Source organism: Pseudomonas sp. SW-3, assembly GCF_016615645.1.
GTDB lineage: Bacteria > Pseudomonadota > Gammaproteobacteria > Pseudomonadales > Pseudomonadaceae > Aquipseudomonas > Aquipseudomonas mandelii.
Window position 1 is genome coordinate 2,840,359 of record NZ_CP067098.1, and the last position, 21,197, is coordinate 2,861,555.

Here is a 21,197-nt window from a genome sequence, read left to right on the forward strand (position 1 = left end):
TGCTTTGCACTATCCCATTCTGCTGCGGTCGTAAACTTCACAGAGCGGCGCATCACTGCGCCGCTGCACCCGTGGAGATCCAATGAGCCAGGACGTCCTGACCACCGAAGCCAATCGCCGTCAGTTGCAGCAAATCATCGCCGGTTTGTCCGATGGGGTGATTTTGCTGGAACTCGACCAGACCATTGTGTGGGCCAATGAAGCCGCGCTGGCCATGCATGGCGTCAGTCAGGTCGGCGAGTTGGGCGCCAATGCCAAGGAATACGCCAAGCGCTTCGCCTTGCGCTATCGCAATAATCACCCGGTGCCGCCAGAGAACTACCCGATCAGCCGCGTCGCCAAGGGCGAGACCTTCGCCGATGTGCTGGTCGAGGTGACGCCGGTCGACGATGAGGAACGCATGTGGGTTCATAACGTGCGCAGCATGGTCCTCGCCGACAGCGCCGGCGAGGCGGAGTCGCTGGTGTTGATCATGGACGATGTCACGGAATGGGCGAGTGCCGAGCAGCGTTTCGAAAAGACGTTCAATGCGAACCCGGCACCGGCGGTGATCTGTCGTCTCAGCGATTTGCGTTACATCAAAGTCAATTCGGGCTTCCTGGAAATGACTGGCTATGCCCGCGATCAGGTGATCGGGACTTCGACCTATGAGCTGGACATTCTGGACGGCGCCGAAAACAGGGACCTGGCCATCGAGCGTCTGCGCGAGCACGCCACGATCCCGCAGATGCAGGCTGAGCTGAAACTGCCTGAAGGCGGCAGCAAGCAGGTGATCGTCGCCGGTCAGCCGCTGGAGTTCAACGAGGAAGACTGCATGCTGTTTTCCTTCGTCGACATGGAGCCGCGGCACAAGGCCGAGGTTGCCCTGCGCCAGAGCGAGGAGCGGTTCGCCAAGGCGTTTCGCCTGACGCCGGTGCCGACGCTGGTCTGTGGTGCACAGGATCAGGTGGTGATCGACGTCAACGAGGCCTTCCTGGATACCCTCGCGTACCCCAGCGAAGAAGTGCTCGGAAAAACCGTTGCCGAACTCGACTTTATCGATGACAAGGGCGCGCGCACACGGCTGTTCGCGGCGCTGGAGAAGGCGGGAAGCCTGGATCGGGTCGATGTCAGAATCCGCAGGAAAGACTCGAGCGTGATTGACTGCACGGTGTCGGCCGACACCGTGAACATTCAGGACAACCCTTGCTACCTGCTGGTGTTGATGAACATCACCGAACGCAAACGTACCGAGCTGGAACTGGTGGCGGCGATCGAAGAAGTGATGAAAGACGCTTCCTGGTTCACCCGTACGTTGATCGAAAAACTCGCCAACGTGAAGAACATTAACTCGCCGCAGTTACCCAGCGTGTCCTTCACCGACCTGACCGCCCGCGAGCGCGATGTGCTCGGCCTGATCTGCGAAGGCCTGGCGGACAAGGAAATCGCGGCACGCCTGAAACTGGCGCCCAACACTGTGCGCAACCACGTGTCGACGGTGTATTCCAAGCTGGATGTGCACAGTCGCAGCGAAGCAATTGTGTGGGCGCGGGAGCGAGGTTTGTTCTCCAGTGAGTGGCGGCCCAAAGGCCAGCGTTAAGGTGCAAATGCACTAGGCGAGGCAGTGCAAATGGAGGTTCTGGCGGGGTGCAGCAGTTCCTAACCTGTCAGGGTGCGAAACGGGCCTTTGGTCGGTATCGCGTCCTCTACGAAACAGCTTAAGGAACAGTCGTATGCTCGGCCAATTCAACCAGTTTTCAGTCGACGGAGTCAGCCGGCCCATGGGTGAATCGCAATGATTTATCTGGCGCAATTGCGTGCGCAACTGGAACAGCACTTTTCCCCGCTGGCTTGTGATTGCAGCGTGTCAGGGGACAACTCGGTGACGGTGAAGCTGTATCACCCGGCGTCGGGGCAGGTGGATCTGGTGGTCAGTGGGCTGAGTGTCGCTCACCTCAGAACGCCGGAAGCGGTCGCTTCGTTGATTGAAGAGCTGCGTTACGAGCTCGAAAGCAACAATTTGCATCAGAGGCAGGACTCGGTTTCGTAGCTGTCGTTTTTCAGTGTTGAAAACGAGTTAAGTGCCTTATTGACTGGCATTGGCGGCGGGCTAGGCTATAAGAAATGCGAGGGTATTATTTTCTGTGACCAATCCGCGGCTACGCGGTAGGGGTGTCGGGTCGCGGAAAGTGTCGATGACTTATCGCGGGACAGCCTATGAACAGTCTTGGGAAACGTGCTTTTTCGCCCCTGTCGCTCGCCTTTTGCATAGCGATGCTCAGCGGTTGCGCCAGTCCGCCACCTCCACCGCCCGCCGCACCACCGCCTGTTCCGCAGCGCACCTGCGAAACCACTGAACAAACGGATGTGATGGGCGATGCAAGAGTGACCGAGGAAGTGACCCGGCAAACGAAAGTGACCCGTTGTGTCACTCAGTAGGTCTGAGTGACTGCTTCGTTGCTTTCTTCATGTGTTGAATGCGCAATGATCCGGCACCCTCACGGGTGCCGACACCTGGGGGCCTGAACCTCAGACATCCTCGATCCTGACCCAGCGTGACTCGCTTGCCGCCAACCGGATCGCCGTCGCCAGACGTTCAACTTCCCATGCTTGCTCAAAGTCAGTCCCGCCCTGGGAAAGGCCAGCCAGGGCCATCACCAGGTCATGTACCTCTAGCGTCTTGAGTTCGTTGTATCCCAGCTGATGACCCGCCGCCGGGCTGAACGCCGCGTAACCCGGCAGGTTCGGTCCGGCGAGCAAGCGCTGGAAACCGTCCTGGCCGGCGCGATACAGCCGCAGCTCGTTCAAGCGCTCCTGGTCGAACGCCAGCGTGCCTTCAGTGCCGCTGATCTCGAAGCTCAGGTGGTTCTTGTAGCCATGCTTGAGCCAACTGCTGCTGAACGTACCGCGTGCGCCGTTGGCAAACCGCAGCAGCGCGTGGACCTGATCGTCGACTGCAATGGGCCGTTGCTCCTGACTGCCTGACGTCGCAGGACGCTGCCGGTGCACGGTTTGAGCGTCGGCGCACACCGATTCGACATCGCCCATCAGATAGCGCGCCATCGCCAGTAAATGACTGCCCAGATCCGCCAGCGCGCCGCCCGCGTGATCGGCATCGCAGCGCCACGACCACGGCGAAGCTGGATCGGCCATGAAGTCTTCGCTGAATTCGCCCTGAAAACTGATGAGCTGCCCCAGTTTGCCGCTGTCGATCAGCTCCCTGGCCAGCCCGATCATCGGGTTGTGCTGATAGTTGTAACCCACCCGCGTCACGATGCCCGCTGCGTTGGCGGCCTGACGCATCGCGTTGGCTTGCTGCAGATTCACCGCCAGAGGCTTCTCGCAATACACCGCTTTACCCGCCGCGAGGGCGGCCATGGCCATGGGGTAGTGGAGGTGATTGGGTGTAGTGATGGCGACCAGATTGACCTTGGGATCATCGATCAGCTGTTGCCAGTCGGTGTGAGCGGTTTCGAAACTCCAGGCGTCGGCACAGTGCCGTGCACGATGTGGATCGACGTCGGCGAGGGCCGCCAGCCTAAGCTTCAGCGGGAGCTCGAACACCGCGCTGACGTTGCGAAAGGCCAGGGCGTGGGCGCGACCCATGAAACCTGTGCCGATGAGTCCGATACCGAGTTCGCGCATAGCTGGGGGCCTTTTGGGATTTTTGTTGTTGGGATGCTATTTATGGAATATAAATTCCTAAAATGCAATTGATGGAATAATAATTCGTTATATGTATGGCATCAGCGAAATGGCAACAACGCTATGCGCTCAGTAAGCGGTGCTGGAAGGTGAGGGGGCGAGTCATTGGTGGAGTATTCGGTGGACCGCTCTTGCTGATCTCTTTTACCGCTCTGTCAGATTCTGAAATAACTCGTCTCGTATGAGGTGCTCCGAAACATTGTAGGATTTCATCCCTCATTTCTTTCAGGTCTATATGAACACCCTCCTGGAGCCTCCCAGTCGCTTTTTTCAATCCACACCCTGTATCCATTTGGCCTCCGCTATTCGGCGCAGGTCTCGCTTTCTAATATCGCTTAACCTCGAAATCCCGGCGGCAGGTTGCTCAGTGATGTCCTTCTCCAGGACTGACCGTGCCATCTCGAAGGGTTCACTTCCTTGCCTGCGCTCGGTGAAACCTTTCTTTCTTGCGCCTTGTGCCCTGAACATCGCATCCGCTCCGTCGAGCAGGCGTTCGTGTGTTTCTGCCATTCACTCATTCGCCCCCACTCTACGAGAGACTGAATAATTCCTATGGAATGGATTGCTGATCCCACGGCCTGGCTTGGCCTGCTGACCCTGATCGTGCTGGAGCTGGTGCTCGGCATCGACAACCTTGTGTTCATTGCCATCCTGGCTGACAAGCTACCGCCAGAGCAGCGAGATCGCGCGCGTGTCATCGGGCTGTCCCTTGCATTGCTGATGCGTCTTGGCTTGCTCGCGAGCATCTCCTGGATGGTCACCCTGACCGAACCTTTGTTCGAGGTCTTCGACAAGACGTTCTCGGGCCGGGATTTGATCATGCTGTTCGGTGGTGTGTTCTTGTTGTTCAAGGCAACCATGGAATTACATGAGCGACTTGAAGGGCATGTGACACAACGCACAGGCAATGCGGCCTATGCGATGTTCTGGCCTATCGTTGCGCAAATTGTGGTGCTGGATGCCGTCTTCTCGCTGGACGCTGTGATCACTGCCGTGGGCATGGTGGAGCACTTGTCGGTCATGATGATCGCTGTGATTTTCTCCATTGGCTTGATGATCATCGCAAGCAAGCCATTGACCAATTTCGTCAACGGGCACCCCACCGTCATCATGCTCTGCCTGGGTTTCTTGATGATGATCGGCTTCAGCCTCACCGCTGAGGGCCTTGGCTTCCACATTCCGAAAGGCTATCTCTACGCAGCGATCGGCTTCTCGATCCTGATCGAGTTGTTCAATCAGGTGGCTCGCTCACGCCGCAAGAAGAGTGTGCAAGGTCATCGCCCTATGCGTGAGCGTACTGCGCATGCCGTTTTGCGTTTGCTGGGTGGCCACAAGCTGGGGGCCGATGAAGTCGGCGAGGAAATCGCTGACATGCTGTCAGGTGCAGAGGCCGAGCAGGTTTTCCATCGACGGGAGCGCGTCATGATCAGTGGCGTGCTGCAGTTGGCGGAACGCCCGATACGCGGCGTCATGACTCCGCGTGCGGAAATCGACCATATTGACCTGGCCGATTCTGCGGAAAAAATCCGCACCCAGCTGATGCACTCGCCGTACTCCCGATTGCCGTTGATCCGCAGTGGGCGCGTTGATGAACCTTTGGGGTTCGTCCACAAGAAGGAGCTGCTCAAAGAGCTGTTGGCCGGGCACCAGCCCAACCTGGAAACCATTGCCCGCCAGGCCATCAACTTGCTGGACAACTTCTCGATTCTCAACGCGCTGGAACAGATGCGCAAAGAGTCGACTCACATCGCGTTCGTGGTGAACGAGTTCGGTGACTTCATGGGTATTCTGACCATGACCGACATTCTCGAATCCATCGCGGGTGAGTTGCCGGATGCCAGTGAAATTGAAGGCCCGAACATCATTGTCGAGGAGGGAGGCTTCCTCGTCAGTGGTGCGCTGAATCTCAGCCAGATTCGCGAACACATTGGCTTCCAGGCTAAAGCGACTGATGACTATCAGACGCTCGCAGGGTTGGTCATGAGTTTGCTGGATCGTCTGCCGGTCATTGGCGACAAGCTCGATTGGCAGGAGTGGAGCATGACCGTTGTGGAGGTCGAAGAACGACGAGTGACGAGGGTGCGATTGCGTAAAAAGTAAGCCGGAGTCCGCTCGGCAAAAGGCAGCCCTGAGGCTGCCTTTTGTTCATCCTGAGCAGTGAATCAGGACAAGAATCCGCCATCCACATTCAACGAAACCCCGGTCGTGTAGCTCGACGCATCGCTGGCGAGGTACAGCACCGCGCCGGCCATCTCGCTCGGATCCGCTACGCGCTTGAGCGGGATCTGCTGCAACGCGGTCTTCAGGATCGCGTCGTTCTTCACCAATGCCGACGCAAACTTGGTGTCGGTCAGGCCCGGCAGCAGGGCGTTGCAGCGGATGCCGAACTGCGCGCATTCCTTGGCGAACACCTTGGTCATGTTGATCACGGCGGCCTTGGTCACCGAGTAGATGCCCTGGAAGATGCCCGGCGAGATGCCATTGATCGACGCGACGTTGATGATGCTGCCGCCGCCGTTTTCGCGCATCAGTTTGCCGGCTTCGACCGACATGAAGAAGTAGCCACGGATGTTGACGTCGACGGTCTTCTGGAAAGCGCCTAGGTCGGTGTCCAGTACGTTGCAGAACTGTGGGTTGGTCGCGGCGTTGTTGACCAGGATGTCCAGGCGCCCGAACTGTTCCTTGATGCCGGCGAAGACCTGGCTGATCTGTTCCATTTCACCAATGTGGCACGCGACGGCGGTGGCTTTGCCGCCGGCGGCGATGATGGCGTCGGCCACGTGCTGGCAGCCGTCCAGCTTGCGGCTCGAGACGATGACGTGAGCGCCTTGCTGGGCCAACAGTTTGGCGATGGCCTCACCGATACCGCGGCTGGCGCCGGAGACGAAGGCGATTTTGCCGTCGAGGTCGAACAAGTGAGTCTTGGACATGAGGTTTCCTTGTTATTAGGGCCCGGAATGTAGTTAAAGCCGCGATCAGAGCGTAGATTTCTGGATGACTTGCAGGCTCATCTGCTCCAGCAGTTTGTTCATGTGAATGAACTGCGCGAAGCGTTTGTCCTGGGTCTGACCGTGGAAGAAGCGGTAGTAAATCTGCTGCACGATGCCGGCCAGGCGGAACAGGCCGTAGGTGTAATAGAAGTCGAAATTGTCGATCTGGATGCCAGAGCGCTGGGCGTAGTAATCGACGAATTCGCGACGGGTCAGCATGCCCGGGGCGTGGCTCGGCTGGCGACGCATCAGTTGCACCGGCGCCGGGTCTGTGGCTTCGATCCAGTAGGCGAGGGTGTTGCCGAGGTCCATCAGCGGGTCGCCGAGGGTGGTGAGTTCCCAGTCGAGCACGCCGATGATTTGCATCGGGTTGTTCGGGTCGAGGATCACGTTGTCGAAGCGGTAGTCGTTGTGGACGATGCTGGAGGTCGGGTGGTCGGCCGGCATCTTGTCGTTGAGCCAGGCCTTGACCGCCTCCCACTTCGGCGCGTCCGGCGTCAGGGCTTTTTCGTAGCGATCGCTCCAGCCCTTGATCTGCCGTGCCACATAACCTTCGGGCTTGCCCAGGTCGCCCAGGCCAAAGGCCTTGTAGTCGACACGATGCAGTTCAACGAACTTGTCGATGAAGCTTTTGCACAAGGCTTCGGTTTTCGCCGAGTCCAGGCCCAGTTCCGGTGGCAGTTCCGAGCGCAGGATGATCCCGTTGACCCGTTCCATCACGTAGAACTCGGCGCCGATCACCGATTCGTCGGTGCAGTGCACATAGGCCTTGGGGCAATACGGAAAACCGTCGCGCAGTTGATTGAGAATGCGAAATTCGCGGCCCATGTCGTGTGCGGACTTGGCTTTATGGCCAAACGGCGGCCGACGCAGGACGAACTCCTGCTCCGGGTATTCCAGCAGGTAGGTCAGGTTCGACGCACCGCCTGGAAACTGGCTGATCTGAGGCAAGCCACTCAAGCCCGGAATGTGGGCCTTGAGGTACGGATCGATCAGGCTGGCATCGAGTTCTTCGCCGGTGCGGATACGGGTGGACTGGTCAGTAAGCGCCATGCTTATCCCTTCTGCTTATTCTGGAGGCCTGCGATTATTGGCTAATCTAATGCGCGCACCCGGCACCCACAACCACGAACGGCCCTTATAGGTGAGCGTGTTGCCGGGCAATCATTGCTTTTGATACACCTGTTTGAATGACCCTCAAGGCGCAACCTTGCTCAGTGAGGCCGGCAGGGCAATGGGCGTCAACACGGGACTGCCGGAGAAGAATGCCACCAGATTGCGACCCACCAACTCCACGGTGCCTTGCGTTGCCTCCGGAGACAACCCTGCGACATGCGGCGTCAGGATCACGTTGGTCAGCGCCTTGAGTGCCTCCGGCACGTGAGGCTCGGCATCGAACACATCCAGGGCGGCACCGGCAATGCGTCGTTGCTCAAGCGCAGTGACCAGGTCTGCCGTGGCGATCACCGAGGCTCGGGCGATGTTCACGACGAACCCTTTGGGGCCCAAGGCATCAAGGACGTGTTTATTGATCAGGTGTTTGGTGCCCAGGCCGCCAGGGGTGGCAACGATCAAAAAGTCCGAGGCACGAGCCAGTTCGGTCGGTGTCGAGCAGAAGGTATAGGGGACGTCGCTGCGATGCTGGCGGTTGTGGTAACTCACGGTCATGTCGAAGCCGGCGGCGGCGCGTTTGGCGATGGCCATGCCGACCGCGCCGAGGCCGAGGATCCCCAGGCGCTTGCCGGCCAGGGAGGGGCGCATGATCTTCGGCCACTCGCCGCGGCGTACCGCTGCGTCGCAACGGGGAATGTCGCGAACCAGCGCCAGCAACATCGCCATGGCATGGTCGGCCACTGAAGAGGCGTTGACGCCGGCGCCATTGGTGACGGTGATGTCCCGGTTGGCGGCGGCTTGCAGGTCGACGTGTTCGTAACCGGCACCGATCACGCAGATGATTTTGAGGTTGGGCAGGGCGGCAATTTCATCGGCGTACAAGCCCAATGGACCGCGAGTCAGTACCGCATCAATCTGCGGGCCATGCCGTGAGATGGCGGCGGCGCGCTCGGCCGGCGTCGGGGCCAGAATCAGGTGAAAGCCCTGATGTTCGAGAATCGGCAAGTAATCGTTGATGGTTTCAACCAGTACCAGAACGGTTGCAGGCATGCTGAGCTCCTGTGGGGATTGAATGTCGGATCTCGAATGTTGCTTCAGATTGCTGATTCCAGAGGAGTTTAGCAACGACCGGGGATTGCACACGCCGTTGATCAGACTGATTCACCTTGGGAGGTCAGAAAATGGCGGGCGGCGTCGAGAATCTCATCAGACAGTTCATCCCCCCGCGTGGCGCGGGCCAGGGTCAGCGCGCCGACCATCAAGGAATAATCCACCAAGGCTTGCTGGCGATTGGCTTGGGGCTGATCCGAACCCATCAAAGGGGTGAGCATCTGCAACAACGCTTCCAGCCCCTGGGTATAGGTCTGGTGCAAACCGCTTTCGGCGGTTTCATGGCACATGTCGCCGGCAAACGCCGTGACCGGGCAGCTTTCGCCCGGGTTATCGCGGTTGGCCGCCGACAGGTAGGGCGCGATGATGCTCGTGCGGGCCGAAACGCGGTTATCGTTGGCGTCGATTTTCTGCTTCCAGCGTTCCATCGACTGGGTGAACGCCCGGGTGCAGGCCTCTTTCGCCAGCGCTTCCTTAGAGTCGAAATGACCGTAGAACCCGCCATGGGTCAAGCCGGCCGCGCCCATTACGTCAACGACGCTGATCCCGTGCAGGCCGCGCTCGCGAAACAGTCGCGTGGCGGCTTCGACGATGATCTCGCGGTTGAGTTCGGCTTGTTTGCGAGAGACTCGAGGCATGGCGGCTCACAGGTAGGGAAGGTGTTTAGATGACTGGCATCATAAGGAACTGTCGAGCGCGTGTCAGTGAATGACTTTCGCGGCAACAGTCGGCCCGGTCGAAGGATGTTTCTATCCCGATTGAGAGATGTCCTCCGAGACCTTGTAAAACGCCAGGCGTGGCGGCAATCAGTTGGCGTATTGAGCGATTCCATTGCCGAAAGACCAGTTCTCGGGTTTGCCTTCCACCAGATTGATGAAGACATCTTCCAGGCGAACACCCAGTTCAGCGTTGAGGCTTTCGGCGATGGTCTTGTAGAGCAGTTTTTTCTGCTCGAGGGTGCGGCCTTCCCGCAAGGTGATCTGGATGATCACCAGGTTGTCCGTGCGATTGATGCCCATGTAAACGGGGTCAAAGATGAAGTGGTTCTCGTCGTGTTCGGCGAGGATCTGGAAGTTATCGTTCTCGGGGACGCCAATGGTGGCATGCATGGCAGCGTAGATCAGTTTGCCGATGCGCTTGGCGAAGGTCGGGTCCTGGTTCTTTTTGATATCGACGCGAACGAGTGGCATGAGAGGTCTCCGTAAAAGAGGGCTGCCGGTCAGCAGGTGATTTGAAATTACATGACGCTAATCCTTCATCGAATAGATTTATCAAGACATCTATTTAATTTGATGCAAGAGCGCCACGGGAGCAAGTGTAGGAGAGCGCCACAAAGGCACGCGCCCACTGGGTCTGGATCTGATCCGCACAACCACTCCTCAGCTAAGTCTTTGCTTCTGTTCATTAATCCCGGACAATCGCGCCCCTGTTTCGGCCAGGGCGCTGCCCGTCGGATTTTTCCGACTCGTCCTGACCGGGTAGCAAATGACCGGAATGCGGAGATCCCACCGGATGAATGATCAGGCCAATAGCGTCGACGAACGCTATGTAGCGGCGACACCAGCGACTCTCACTAGCTGGAATCGCCATGACACCACCTGGATGCTCGGCCTGTTTGGCACGGCCATCGGAGCCGGTACCCTGTTTTTGCCGATCAACGCAGGCCTGGGCGGTTTCTGGCCGTTGCTGATCCTGGCGGTGCTGGCATTCCCGATGACCTTTTATGCGCACCGTGGCCTGACCCGCTTCGTGTTGTCCGGCCGCGAAGGCGCGGACATCACCGAAGTGGTGGAAGAACACTTCGGCATCAAGGCCGGTGCGTTGATCACCTTGCTGTACTTCTTCGCGATCTTCCCGATCCTGCTGATCTACAGCGTGGCCCTGACCAACACCGTGGGCAGTTTCCTTGAACATCAACTGCACATCATGCCACCCCCGCGCGCCGTGCTGTCGCTGGTGCTGATCCTCGGCCTGCTGGCGGTGGTGCGTTGTGGCGAGCAGGCGATCGTCAAGGCCATGAGCCTGATGGTGTACCCGTTCATCGTGGCGCTGCTGTTTCTCGCGGTGTTCCTGATTCCGCACTGGAACGGTGGCATCCTGGCCACGGCGTCGACCCTGCCTGAACCGTCGGCGCTGCTGCACACGCTGTGGCTGGCCATTCCGGTGATGGTGTTCTCGTTCAACCACTCGCCGATCATTTCGGCGTTCGCGGTGGACCAGAAGCGTCGTTACGGCGAACGCGCTGAAGAACGCAGTTCGCAGATCCTCTCCCGCGCCCACCTCTTGATGGTGGCGATGGTGCTGTTCTTCGTCTTCAGCTGCGTGCTGACCCTGTCGCCGGGGCAACTGGCGGAAGCCAAGGCGCAGAATCTGTCGATCCTGTCGTACCTGGCCAACCACTTCAGCAACCCGACCATTGCCTTTGCGGCGCCGTTGATTGCGTTCGTGGCCATTTCCAAGTCATTCCTGGGCCACTACATCGGCGCCAGCGAAGGCCTCAAAGGCTTGATCGTAAAAAGCGGCAAACGCCCGGCGCCGAAGACCCTGGACCGCATGACCGCCGCGTTCATGCTGGTGGTGTGCTGGATTGTCGCGACCCTGAACCCGAGCATTCTCGGCATGATCGAAACCCTCGGTGGCCCGATCATCGCCGCGATCCTGTTCCTGATGCCGATGTACGCGATCCGCAAAGTGCCGGCGATGGCGCGCTTCCGAGGTCAGGCGTCCAACGTCTTCGTGACGGCGGTGGGGCTGGTGGCGATTTCGGCGTTGATCTATTCGCTGACGGCCTGAGCACTGCTTTGATCATTCCCACGCGGGGCGGGGGAACGATCAGGGAACGATCAGGCATAAATAAACGCTGCTCATCTTTCGATGGGCGGCGTTTTTTATTGCGTAGAAGAACGCACACCCCTGACCCAGCGCACCCGTCCCCCAGGATTAGCGGCTAAGCTTGCGGCTGCATCAGCGCGTCGTAGACCGTTTGCCGCAGATTGACCCTTTCTCTGGAGACGCTTTATGGCAGGTGCCCCCGGCGCATCGGTGCAACCCCGTGCCGATACGCCCAACCGCTGGCTCGACGTTATGGCCGGTGTGTCGATTGCCGGTTTGTTGTTGCCCGAGGCCGTTGCCTATTCCAGCATTGCGGCGTTGCCGCCCCAGGCCGGGGTGATTGCGCTGTTTGCCGGGTTGCTGTGCTACGGACTGTTCGGCACCAGCCGTTTTGCCATTGTTTCCGCGACTTCATCTTCGGCAGCGGTGCTGGCCGCCGCCACCGCCACGCTGGCCAACGGTGATTCAGGGCTGCGCATGACGCTGGCGATCGGCCTGGTGCTGGTGACGGGTGGTTTCTTCCTGTTGGCCGGACTGTTCAAGCTTGGCCGCGTGACGTCATTTATCGCCAAACCGGTACTGCGCGGCTTTGCATTGGGCCTGGCCGTGACCATCATCCTCAAGCAACTGGCGAGCATCGTTGACGTGCACTTGAGCAACGGCAACCTGATCCGTTTCCTGCCGCAACTGCTGGAGCAGTGGGCGCAGTGGAATCGGGTTGGCTTGCTGGTCGCCGCGGTGGCGCTGCTGGTGTTGTGGGTGTGTGCACGTTTTCGGCGATTACCGGGAGGCTTGCTGGTGGTGGCGCTCGGCATTGCCGCCGGCCAATGGCTGAACCTGCCGGCCTACGGAGTGAAACTGATCGGTGTGATCGACCTGAGCCTTGAAGTGCCCCGGCTGCCGGTGCTGCCGTTTGCCGACTGGCTGCACCTGGGGGAATTGGCGTTTGCCATGGTGATGATTCTGTATGCCGAATCCTATGGATCGATTACCTCGTTTGCACTCAAGCATGGCGACCGGGTTTCCTCGAACCGCGACCTGCTGGCCCTCGGGGCGGCCAATCTGCTGTCAGGCCTGTTCCACGGCATGCCGAGCGGCGCCGGTTACTCCGCGACGTCGGCCAATGAGGCGGCCGGTGCCGGTTCACGCCTGGCCGGTGTGGTTGCGGCGGGGGTGGTGTTGCTGATTGTCTTGACCGTGTTGCCCTGGATTGCCTTGACGCCCGAACCGGTGCTGGCGGCCATCGTCATTCATGCACTGGCGCGCGGCTTGAGCCTGCAGCCATTGGGTCGGTATTTCATCTGGCGTCGCGACCGCTTGCTGGTGATCTGCGCGGTGGCCGCCGTGTTGGTGCTCGGCGTGCTGGACGGCTTGCTGGTGGCGGTGGTGATCAGCGTGGTGCTGATGCTCAAACAGATGTCTTCGGCGGATATTCAAGTGCTGGGGCAAATGGGTAACGGCCATGATTATGTCGACCTGCAGCGCCATCCCGATGCCCGGGCGATCCCTGGCGTGCTGATCGTGAGGCCCAGCGAGGCGCTGTTTTTCGCGAACGTGGAGCGCATTCTGAGTGGCGCGCTGCACCTGGCCCGGCACGCGGAGCCGCCGGTGCATACGATCATTCTCAGCCTGGAAGAATCCCCCGATCTGGACGGCACCAGTATCGAAGCGCTGGAAGCGTTCTTTATGCAGGTGCGGGCGCTGGACATGCTGTTGATCCTGGCGCGGCTCAAGCACGAAGCCAAAGCGGTGCTCGCACGGTTACCGACGCAGGAAATGGAGCAGGTGATTCTGAGTGGCCTGAGCGTCGACGGCGCGGTGCAACAAGCCCTCAAGCCATCCACATAACCCCTGTGGTAGCGGGTTTGCGGGCATAAAAAAACGCCGCTCATCTCACGATGGGCGGCGTTTTTTATTGCGTTGCAGCGTTAGGCTTGAACGACCGGGATGTTGGCGTTCGCAGCAGCTTCACGGAACTCGGCGATCTGGTCGAAGGACAGGTAGCGGTAAACGTCGGCCGCCATGCTGTCAATCTTGCCAGCGTATTCCATGTACTCCTCGACGGTCGGCAGGCGACCCAGGATGGAAGCAACGGACGCCAGCTCGGCCGAGGCCAGGTAGACGTTCGCGCCGTCACCCAGACGGTTCGGGAAGTTACGGGTCGATGTCGACACCACGGTGGAGTTCGGCTCTACACGTGCCTGGTTACCCATGCACAGCGAGCAGCCTGGCATTTCCATGCGAGCGCCGGCCTTGCCGTAGATGCCGTAGTAGCCTTCTTCTGTCAGCTGGTGAGCGTCCATTTTGGTCGGCGGCGACAGCCACAGACGGGTTGGAAGCTGACCTTTGACCTGATCCAGCAGTTTACCGGCAGCGCGGAAGTGACCGATGTTGGTCATGCACGAACCGATGAACACTTCGTCGATCTTCTCGCCAGCAACGCTGGACAGCAGACGGGCGTCGTCCGGATCGTTTGGCGCGCAGAGCACAGGCTCTTTGATGTCGGCCAGGTCGATTTCGATGATTTCAGCGTATTCGGCGTCAGCATCGGCAACCATCAGCTCAGGGTTGGCAACCCAGGCTTCCATCGCTTGAGCACGACGTTCCAGGGTACGCGCATCGCCGTAGCCTTCACCGATCATCCAGCGCAGCAGGGTGATGTTGGAGTTCAGGTACTCGGTGATGGATTCTTTCGACAGCTTGATGGTGCAACCGGCAGCCGAACGTTCAGCCGAGGCGTCGGACAGCTCGAAAGCTTGTTCGATGCTCAGGTTGTCCAGGCCTTCGATTTCCAGGATGCGACCGGAGAATGCGTTCTTCTTGCCTTTCTTCTCAACGGTCAACAGGCCAGCCTGAATCGCGAAGTAAGGAATGGCGTGAACCAGGTCACGCAGGGTGACGCCCGGTTGCATTTTGCCTTTGAAGCGCACCAGGATCGATTCCGGCATGTCCAGCGGCATGACGCCAGTGGCGGCGGCGAACGCTACCAAGCCAGAACCGGCCGGGAACGAAATGCCCATCGGGAAACGGGTGTGCGAGTCACCACCGGTACCGACGGTGTCCGGCAGCAGCATGCGGTTCAGCCAGCTGTGGATGATGCCGTCGCCCGGACGCAGGGAAACGCCGCCGCGGGTCATGATGAAGTCTGGCAGGGTGTGGTGGGTGGTCACGTCGATCGGCTTTGGATAGGCCGCGGTGTGGCAGAAGGACTGCATCACCAGATCGGTCGAGAAGCCCAGGCACGCCAGGTCTTTCAGTTCGTCACGGGTCATAGGACCGGTGGTGTCCTGAGAGCCGACGGTGGTCATCTTCGGTTCGCAGTAGGTGCCAGGACGAACGCCTTTGCCTTCTGGCAGACCGCACGCCTTGCCGACCATTTTCTGTGCCAGGGTGAAGCCTTTGCCGGTATCGACAGGCGCTTCAGGCAGCTTGAACAGATCGGTAGGGCCCAGGCCCAGTTCGGCACGTGCCTTGTCGGTCAGGCCGCGACCGATGATCAGCGGAATACGGCCGCCAGCACGAACTTCGTCCAACAGAACCGGGGTCTTCATTTCGAAGGTGGTCAGGACTTCGTCAGTGCCGTGTTTGCAGACTTTGCCAGCATGCGGGTACAGGTCGATCACGTCGCCCATGTGCATGTTGGTCACGTCGAATTCGATTGGCAGTGCGCCGGCATCTTCCATGGTGTTGTAGAAGATCGGAGCGATTTTGCTGCCGAAGCAGAAACCGCCGGCACGCTTGTTCGGCACGAAAGGCACGTCGTCACCGAAGAACCACAGCACCGAGTTGGTGGCGGACTTACGCGAAGAACCGGTACCGACCACGTCACCGACGTAGGCGATCGGGAAGCCTTGACCGCGCATTTCTTCGATCTGCTTCATCGGACCGGTGACGCCCTGGGCGTCAGGCACGATGCCTTCACGGGCCATTTTCAGCATGGCGAGGGCGTGCAGCGGGATGTCCGGGCGGGACCAGGCGTCCGGAGCAGGGGACAGGTCGTCGGTGTTGGTTTCGCCGGTGACCTTGAACACGCGCAGGCTGATCTTGTCGGCCAGCACAGGGCGGTTCTTGAACCACTCGCCGTCAGCCCAGGATTGCAGCACGCCTTTAGCGTGTACGTTGCCGTTCTTGGCTTTTTCAGCGACGTCGTGGAACGCGTCGAACATCAGCAGGGTGTGCTTGAGTTCTTTGGCAGCGACTGGCGCCAGTTCGGCGTCGTCCAGCAGATTGACCAGGGTCACGATGTTGTAGCCGCCCTGCATGGTGCCGAGCAGTTCAACAGCGCGTTTCTTGTCGATCAGAGGGGAGGTTGCTTCGCCTTTGGCGAGGGCAGACAGGAAACCGGCCTTTACATAGGCTGCTTCGTCCACGCCTGGCGGAATGCGATTGGTGATCAGGTCAACGAGGAAAGCTTCTTCGCCAGCCGGGGGATTCTTCAGCAGCTCGACCAGGCCTGCAGTTTGTTCGGCGTTTAGCGGCTGGGGAACGATACCCAGTGCTGCACGCTCTTCGATATGTTTGCGGTAGGCTTCAAGCACAGTTATTACCCTCATCAGTGGTCCCAAATGGGTGTCCGGGACGCTCATCCCGAAATTGCCGTACTCATGCGCTGCGTGGCGTTGTGGGCCACTTAGCCAGAATTACCGACAATTCCTTACAGAAGCTGCTTTCAAAGTTTTACGCCTGCAGAACGGGGAGCTGATGAGGGTTGGCGTAGAGCTTTTCCCCGCTGGAAAAACCCTTCGCCAACTCCGCTCTGAAGGAACGACTGTGCTCGTGACGCTTTGAAAACAGCTTCTAACGGACATTGGCGCCTTAAAAGGCTGGCTGATTCTACGGCAAAAAAAAATTAAAGGTAAGTTGGCCCCTCAAGATTGAGGGGTGATCAATGTTAGACAAAGGGCTAACATGCCGGCCTGTTCTGCTTTCCCGTGTCCTCCTGACCTATGCCCAATCAGACCATCAAGACCCCCTGCGTCGGCCTCTGTTCCACTGTTTACGGTGATCTGGTGTGCCGTGGCTGCAAGCGTTTCCACCATGAAGTGATCAACTGGAATGGTTACAACGAGGAGGAAAAGCGCGCGGTGTGGCTGCGTCTTGAGCAGTTGTTGTCCCAGGTGATGGCCAGCAAGCTGGAAATTTTCGACCCGCAGCGCCTGCGCTTGCAACTGGAGCAGCGCAAGATCCGCTTTGTGCCGCATCAATCCGAGTATTGCTGGGCTTATCAGCTGATCGCCCGTGGTGCGCGGGTCATCAATAACCTGGAAGCCTACGGGATGGTGCTGATGCCGGAGTTTCGCGACTGGAACCTGCCGGAATTGCGTGACGCCATTGATCGGGAATTCTTTTTGCTCTCTGAGGCGCATTATCAGCGCTACATTGCGCCGGGGTTTCTGAAAGACGCTTTTGGCGGCTGAACATTAAGTGCTTCGCGGGCAAGCCTCGCTCCTACAGGTTTTGTGTTGATCACACCCGTTGTGTCCGACACAAACCCTGTAGGAGCGAGGCTTGCCCGCGAAGGCGTACTACCCGACGCCGCAAATCTCAATGCTGCGTCACAATCTCCTCCAGATGATCCATGATCGTATCCGGCTTCAGCACCAGCACATCGCTCTCCACCGCATCCAGCACCACCTCCGCCGTATTCCCGATCAACGCTCCGGACAACCCGGACCGCGCAACAGTGCCAATCACCGTCACCGCCGCCTGCAGCTTGTGCACCATGAACGGAATCAACACATCCGCCGGACCTTCCTCGATGTGCAGGTGATCATCATCGATATCGAACTCGGCCTGAAAGGCCTTGCACTGCTCGCGATAGCGCGCCTCGATGGTTTCGCTGAGCTGCAGCGTAGGGTCCGCCGCCGACAGCATCGGTGACGGATGGGCACTGACCACGTGCAGTTTGGCCTTGGCCAGGCTGGCGATGTCGTAACCGTGATCGACGATGGTGGCGTGCAACGTGCGGTGTTCGCCATCGGCATTGCCGACGTCAATGGCCGCGAGAATGACCCCGCCGGTCCACGGTTTAGAGGTTTTCACCAGCAGCACCGGCGTCGGGCAATAACGCAGCAGTTTCCAGTCCGCCGGGGTCAGCAGGGCTTTTTTCAACGGGCTGTCGGGGTAATGCTGTTTGATCACCAGCCCGCAGCCTTCCGCCTGCTGCACATCGACAATGGTTTCGTGCAGGCTCTCATTCCAGGCCTGCTCGGTGGTGACGCTGTAGCCGTCCTGCAACAGTGCCGCCTTGAGCACGCCCAACATGCCGCTGTGGTCATGCTTGCGATCGCACACCAGCAGATGCAGATGCGCCTGGGTCACGCCTGCAATCAGTTTGGCCCGTTTGAGCGCCAGGCTTTCCGAGTGTTCGGGTTCGATGACCACCAGGATGCTGCGAATGGCTTGCATGATCGGGATCTCCAGGAAGGTAAAAAATACTGCGTTGGACAACTATAGTTGGTCGCCGCCAACCCGGTACTTGATGCATATCAACGGCGGCGACTGGTGGTCTGGCGGCAGGCCGGTATAATCGGCGCCCTTCGATTCAGACCTTTTATTCCGTGAGCCCCATGATCCTTCCCGAAATTCACGAGTTCCTCGGCTGCCGAACCCCCGATGGCTGGGTCCAGGCCGCGCTTGCCGATCAGGACACCTTGCTGATCGACCACAAGAACTGTGAGTTCAAGGCGGCCAGCACGGCGTTGAGCCTGATCGCCAAGTATCACTCCCATGTCGACCTGATCAACCTGATGTCGCGCCTGGCCCGGGAAGAGCTGGTGCACCACGAGCAGGTCATGCGCCTGATGAAAAAGCGCAAGATCGAGCTGCGTCAGCTGTCCGCCGGGCGTTATGCCTCGGGCCTGCGCAAAGTGGTGCGCAGCCACGAGCCGGTCAAGCTGGTGGACACGCTGGTGGTCGGCGCATTTATCGAAGCCCGCAGCTGCGAGCGTTTCGAGGCGCTGGTACCGCATCTGGACGAAGAACTGGGCAAGTTCTATTTCGGCTTGCTGAAAAGCGAAGCGCGGCATTTCCAGGGTTACCTGAAACTGGCTTACCAGTACGGTGATGCCAAGGATGTTGCGCAAGTCATTGACCGGGTCCGTGCCGCCGAGCAGGAACTGATCGAGTCGCCGGACGTGGAGTTCCGTTTTCACAGCGGTGTCCCGGCATCGGCGTGATTCGCCCTCCGCACGTTGCAATCTTTTGCGACTGAATTGTTAAAAACTCTTAAGAGTATGAAAGATCACTGAAAACCGGCCCTCGAGGCCGGTTTTTGCTGCCCGTCATCACCGTCCCGTCTCCGATTGGCGCCATAATGCCGCCCACTTCTCACAAGGGTTGGCAGACGGTCGTTATGGATAACCTGGGTTTTGGCAAAGTATTGCTGGTGGAAGACGACGAGAAGCTCGCCGGGCTGATCGCGCATTTCCTGTCCCAACATGGCTTTGAGGTCCGCCAGGTTCACCGCGGCGACCTCGCGTTGGCCGCGTTCCTCGAATTCAAACCGAAAATCGTCGTGCTCGACCTGATGCTGCCGGGGCAGAGCGGCCTGCATGTGTGCCGCGAGATCCGCAGCGTGTCCGACACGCCGATCGTCATCCTGACGGCCAAGGAAGATGACCTCGATCACATCCTCGGCCTGGAGTCCGGTGCCGACGACTACGTGATCAAACCAATCAAACCGCCTGTATTGCTGGCCCGCCTGCGTGCGTTGCAACGGCGTCAGGCGCCGGACAGCGGCGTGTGCAGCGCCCTGGAGTTCGGCAACCTGAGCATCGACCGCAGCTGTCGCGAAGTGCGGTTGGCGGGGGAGGTCATCGAAATGACCACCATGGAATTCGAACTGCTGTGGTTGCTGGCCAGCGCTGCCGGCAAGGTTTTGTCCCGCGACGACATCCTCAACCGCATGCGCGGTATTGCGTTTGACGGCCTCAACCGCAGTGTCGACGTCTACATCAGCAAGTTGCGCGGCAAGCTCAAGGACAACCCGCGCGAACCGGTGTGCATCAAGACCATCTGGGGCAAGGGTTACCTGTTCAATCCGTTTGCGTGGGAGCTGTAAATGCTGCGGTTATTTCTTGGGCTGTTTCTGGTGATGACGGTCGGCCTGGTACTGGGGTTGCAAACGGTCGAGCGCACGTTCGATGCACTTCTCGATGATCAGATGCAGAGCTACAACCGCGAGGCGGTGCGTGGCCAGGCCTGGTCGCTGGCCGAGCAATTACGCGATCTGGACGGGTCGGACCGGGAGCGCGAACTGGAAGCGGTGCGCCCGCACTATGGCTTGGGCCTGACGCTGGTCGAGAGCCGTCAACTGTCCCTGACCGATCAGGAGAAAGCCGAGTTGGCCCAAGGGCTTCTGGTGATCCGTGACAAGTACACGCAGTTCATCTCGCGCATTGACGAGGGTTCGCAGTTGCTCAGCATCAAGCTGCCGGCCGAGCCCAGTCTGATGCCGTTCTACATTGCCGCGGCGTATCTGATGATCGCGGTGATGATCGGTTTCGTGTTGATGTTCTGGGTACGCCCGCATTGGCGAGATCTGGAGAAACTGCGCCTGGCGGCCGAACGTTTTGGCGATAACGACCTGTCGTCGCGAATCCAGCTGTCCAAACGCTCGAACATTCGTGACCTGGCCGAGCACTTCAACCTGATGGCGGCGCGCATCGAAGGCTTGATCGCCAATCAGCGCGAACTGACTAACGCGGTGTCCCACGAGTTGCGCACGCCGATTGCCCGGCTGTCATTCGAACTCGATCAGCTCAAGCAACAACCCGATCCGACCCAGAACCGCGAACTGATTGCCGACATGTACGCCGACCTGGGCGAGCTGGAAGAAATGGTTTCCGAGCTGCTGACCTACGCCAGCCTTGAGCGCGGCGCTACGGTCATCAGCCGGGAAAACATCCAGGCCAACAGTTGGCTGGACAGCGTGGTCGGCAGCGTGGCCCTGGAGGCCGAGGCTGCCGGGGTGCAGTTGTTGATTGTCGAGTGTCAGGTCGATGAGGTTCGCATTGAGCCACGCTTTATGGCCCGGGCGGTGATCAACCTACTGCGCAATGCCATTCGTTATGCCGATGAGCGGGTGGAGGTGTCGTTGGTCCGTACCGGTGATCACTACGAAGTGCGGGTCAACGATGATGGGCCAGGTGTGCCGGTGGACGGGCGCGAGAAAATTTTCGAACCGTTCTCGCGCCTTGACGCCAGCCGTGATCGCCGCACAGGTGGGTTTGGTTTGGGGTTGGCGTTGGTGCGGCGGGTGTCGCAATCCCATGGCGGGCAGGTGGAAGTGGGGGATTCGCCTTGGGGGGGGCGTCGTTTCGCATGACGTGGGCGCATCTGGATTGATTGCGTTGATCTCACCGGCCCCCATCGCGAGCAGGCTCACTCCCACAGGGGAATGCATTCCAAGTGTGGGAGCGAGCCTGCTCGCGATGGGGCCATTCGCAACACCGAAGCGCTAAAAGG

General features: G+C 59.3%; 17 protein-coding genes and 1 pseudogene. 9 read left to right on the forward strand and 9 right to left on the reverse strand.

The window, feature by feature from the left end; all coding sequences use genetic code 11:
• The first annotated feature begins 82 nt into the window (after window positions 1-82).
• Both JIO00_RS12800 and JIO00_RS12805 read left to right on the forward strand, forming a co-directional pair.
• On the forward strand, window positions 83-1,579 hold the full coding sequence (locus JIO00_RS12800; protein ID WP_083376926.1) for a helix-turn-helix transcriptional regulator: 1,497 nt from the start codon (window positions 83-85) through the stop codon (window positions 1,577-1,579).
• 195 nt (window positions 1,580-1,774) lie between these two features.
• Window positions 1,775-2,029 carry a DUF1652 domain-containing protein gene (locus tag JIO00_RS12805; protein WP_010459680.1) on the forward strand — a complete coding sequence of 85 codons (255 nt, stop codon included), beginning with the start codon at window positions 1,775-1,777 and terminating at the stop codon, window positions 2,027-2,029.
• Between the two features lie 479 nt (window positions 2,030-2,508).
• Here JIO00_RS12805 and JIO00_RS12810 read toward each other — a convergent pair whose 3' ends face one another.
• Both JIO00_RS12810 and JIO00_RS12815 read right to left on the reverse strand, forming a co-directional pair.
• Window positions 2,509-3,624, reverse strand: coding sequence for a Gfo/Idh/MocA family protein (locus tag JIO00_RS12810; protein ID WP_145310290.1), 1,116 nt, complete (start codon window positions 3,622-3,624; stop codon window positions 2,509-2,511).
• A 330-nt stretch (window positions 3,625-3,954) separates the two neighbouring features.
• Window positions 3,955-4,194, reverse strand: a complete 240-nt coding sequence (locus JIO00_RS12815; protein ID WP_010459685.1) for a hypothetical protein — start codon at window positions 4,192-4,194, stop codon at window positions 3,955-3,957.
• A 42-nt stretch (window positions 4,195-4,236) separates the two neighbouring features.
• On the opposite strand from JIO00_RS12815, the gene JIO00_RS12820 reads away from it, so the two are divergent.
• Complete coding sequence (locus JIO00_RS12820) at window positions 4,237-5,784, forward strand: TerC family protein (RefSeq protein WP_200668392.1); 1,548 nt, start codon at window positions 4,237-4,239, stop codon at window positions 5,782-5,784.
• 62 nt (window positions 5,785-5,846) lie between these two features.
• Here the strand turns inward: JIO00_RS12820 and JIO00_RS12825 are convergent, their stop codons facing one another.
• The 5 genes from JIO00_RS12825 to JIO00_RS12845 form a co-directional block, all read right to left on the reverse strand.
• Complete coding sequence (locus JIO00_RS12825) at window positions 5,847-6,614, reverse strand: SDR family oxidoreductase (protein ID WP_010459689.1); 768 nt, start codon at window positions 6,612-6,614, stop codon at window positions 5,847-5,849.
• A 45-nt stretch (window positions 6,615-6,659) separates the two neighbouring features.
• Window positions 6,660-7,727 (reverse strand): phosphotransferase family protein, encoded by a 1,068-nt coding sequence (locus JIO00_RS12830; RefSeq protein ID WP_010459691.1) that lies wholly within the window; start codon window positions 7,725-7,727, stop codon window positions 6,660-6,662.
• A gap of 144 nt (window positions 7,728-7,871) precedes the next feature.
• The gene (locus JIO00_RS12835) at window positions 7,872-8,837 is read right to left on the reverse strand and encodes a 2-hydroxyacid dehydrogenase (RefSeq protein WP_010459693.1); all 966 of its coding nucleotides are present in this window, start codon (window positions 8,835-8,837) and stop codon (window positions 7,872-7,874) included.
• A gap of 101 nt (window positions 8,838-8,938) precedes the next feature.
• A complete protein-coding gene (locus JIO00_RS12840; protein ID WP_077749703.1) occupies window positions 8,939-9,535 on the reverse strand; it encodes a TetR/AcrR family transcriptional regulator in 597 nt (198 codons plus the stop codon).
• 168 nt (window positions 9,536-9,703) lie between these two features.
• On the reverse strand, window positions 9,704-10,087 hold the full coding sequence (locus JIO00_RS12845; RefSeq protein ID WP_010459697.1) for a tautomerase family protein: 384 nt from the start codon (window positions 10,085-10,087) through the stop codon (window positions 9,704-9,706).
• 322 nt (window positions 10,088-10,409) lie between these two features.
• Between JIO00_RS12845 and JIO00_RS12850 the strand changes: the two genes are divergently transcribed.
• Window positions 10,410-11,690: a serine/threonine transporter gene (locus tag JIO00_RS12850; RefSeq protein ID WP_200668393.1), complete on the forward strand. Its 1,281-nt coding sequence runs from the start codon at window positions 10,410-10,412 to the stop codon at window positions 11,688-11,690.
• Between the two features lie 225 nt (window positions 11,691-11,915).
• Window positions 11,916-13,577 (forward strand): SulP family inorganic anion transporter, encoded by a 1,662-nt coding sequence (locus JIO00_RS12855; RefSeq protein ID WP_010459701.1) that lies wholly within the window; start codon window positions 11,916-11,918, stop codon window positions 13,575-13,577.
• Window positions 13,578-13,657: 80 nt separating this feature from the next.
• On the opposite strand, the gene acnB is transcribed toward JIO00_RS12855, so the two are convergent.
• A complete protein-coding gene (gene acnB / locus JIO00_RS12860; RefSeq protein ID WP_010459703.1) occupies window positions 13,658-16,267 on the reverse strand; it encodes a bifunctional aconitate hydratase 2/2-methylisocitrate dehydratase in 2,610 nt (869 codons plus the stop codon).
• 408 nt (window positions 16,268-16,675) lie between these two features.
• Here acnB and JIO00_RS12865 point away from each other — a divergent pair, with 408 nt between their 5' ends.
• On the forward strand, window positions 16,676-17,146 hold the full coding sequence (locus JIO00_RS12865; RefSeq protein ID WP_010459705.1) for a DUF1289 domain-containing protein: 471 nt from the start codon (window positions 16,676-16,678) through the stop codon (window positions 17,144-17,146).
• Window positions 17,147-17,273: 127 nt separating this feature from the next.
• On the opposite strand, the gene JIO00_RS12870 is transcribed toward JIO00_RS12865, so the two are convergent.
• Window positions 17,274-18,137, reverse strand: a complete 864-nt coding sequence (locus tag JIO00_RS12870; protein WP_077749702.1) for a universal stress protein — start codon at window positions 18,135-18,137, stop codon at window positions 17,274-17,276.
• A gap of 161 nt (window positions 18,138-18,298) precedes the next feature.
• Between JIO00_RS12870 and JIO00_RS12875 the strand changes: the two genes are divergently transcribed.
• From JIO00_RS12875 to JIO00_RS12885, 3 genes and pseudogenes are all read left to right on the forward strand, one after another.
• The gene (locus tag JIO00_RS12875; RefSeq protein WP_010459709.1) at window positions 18,299-18,907 is read left to right on the forward strand and encodes a tRNA-(ms[2]io[6]A)-hydroxylase; all 609 of its coding nucleotides are present in this window, start codon (window positions 18,299-18,301) and stop codon (window positions 18,905-18,907) included.
• Between the two features lie 176 nt (window positions 18,908-19,083).
• Window positions 19,084-19,791 (forward strand): winged helix-turn-helix domain-containing protein, encoded by a 708-nt coding sequence (locus JIO00_RS12880; RefSeq protein ID WP_010459711.1) that lies wholly within the window; start codon window positions 19,084-19,086, stop codon window positions 19,789-19,791.
• Window positions 19,792-21,077, forward strand: a pseudogene (locus JIO00_RS12885) (ATP-binding protein). It abuts the gene before it with no gap.
• Window positions 21,078-21,197 lie beyond the last annotated feature (120 nt).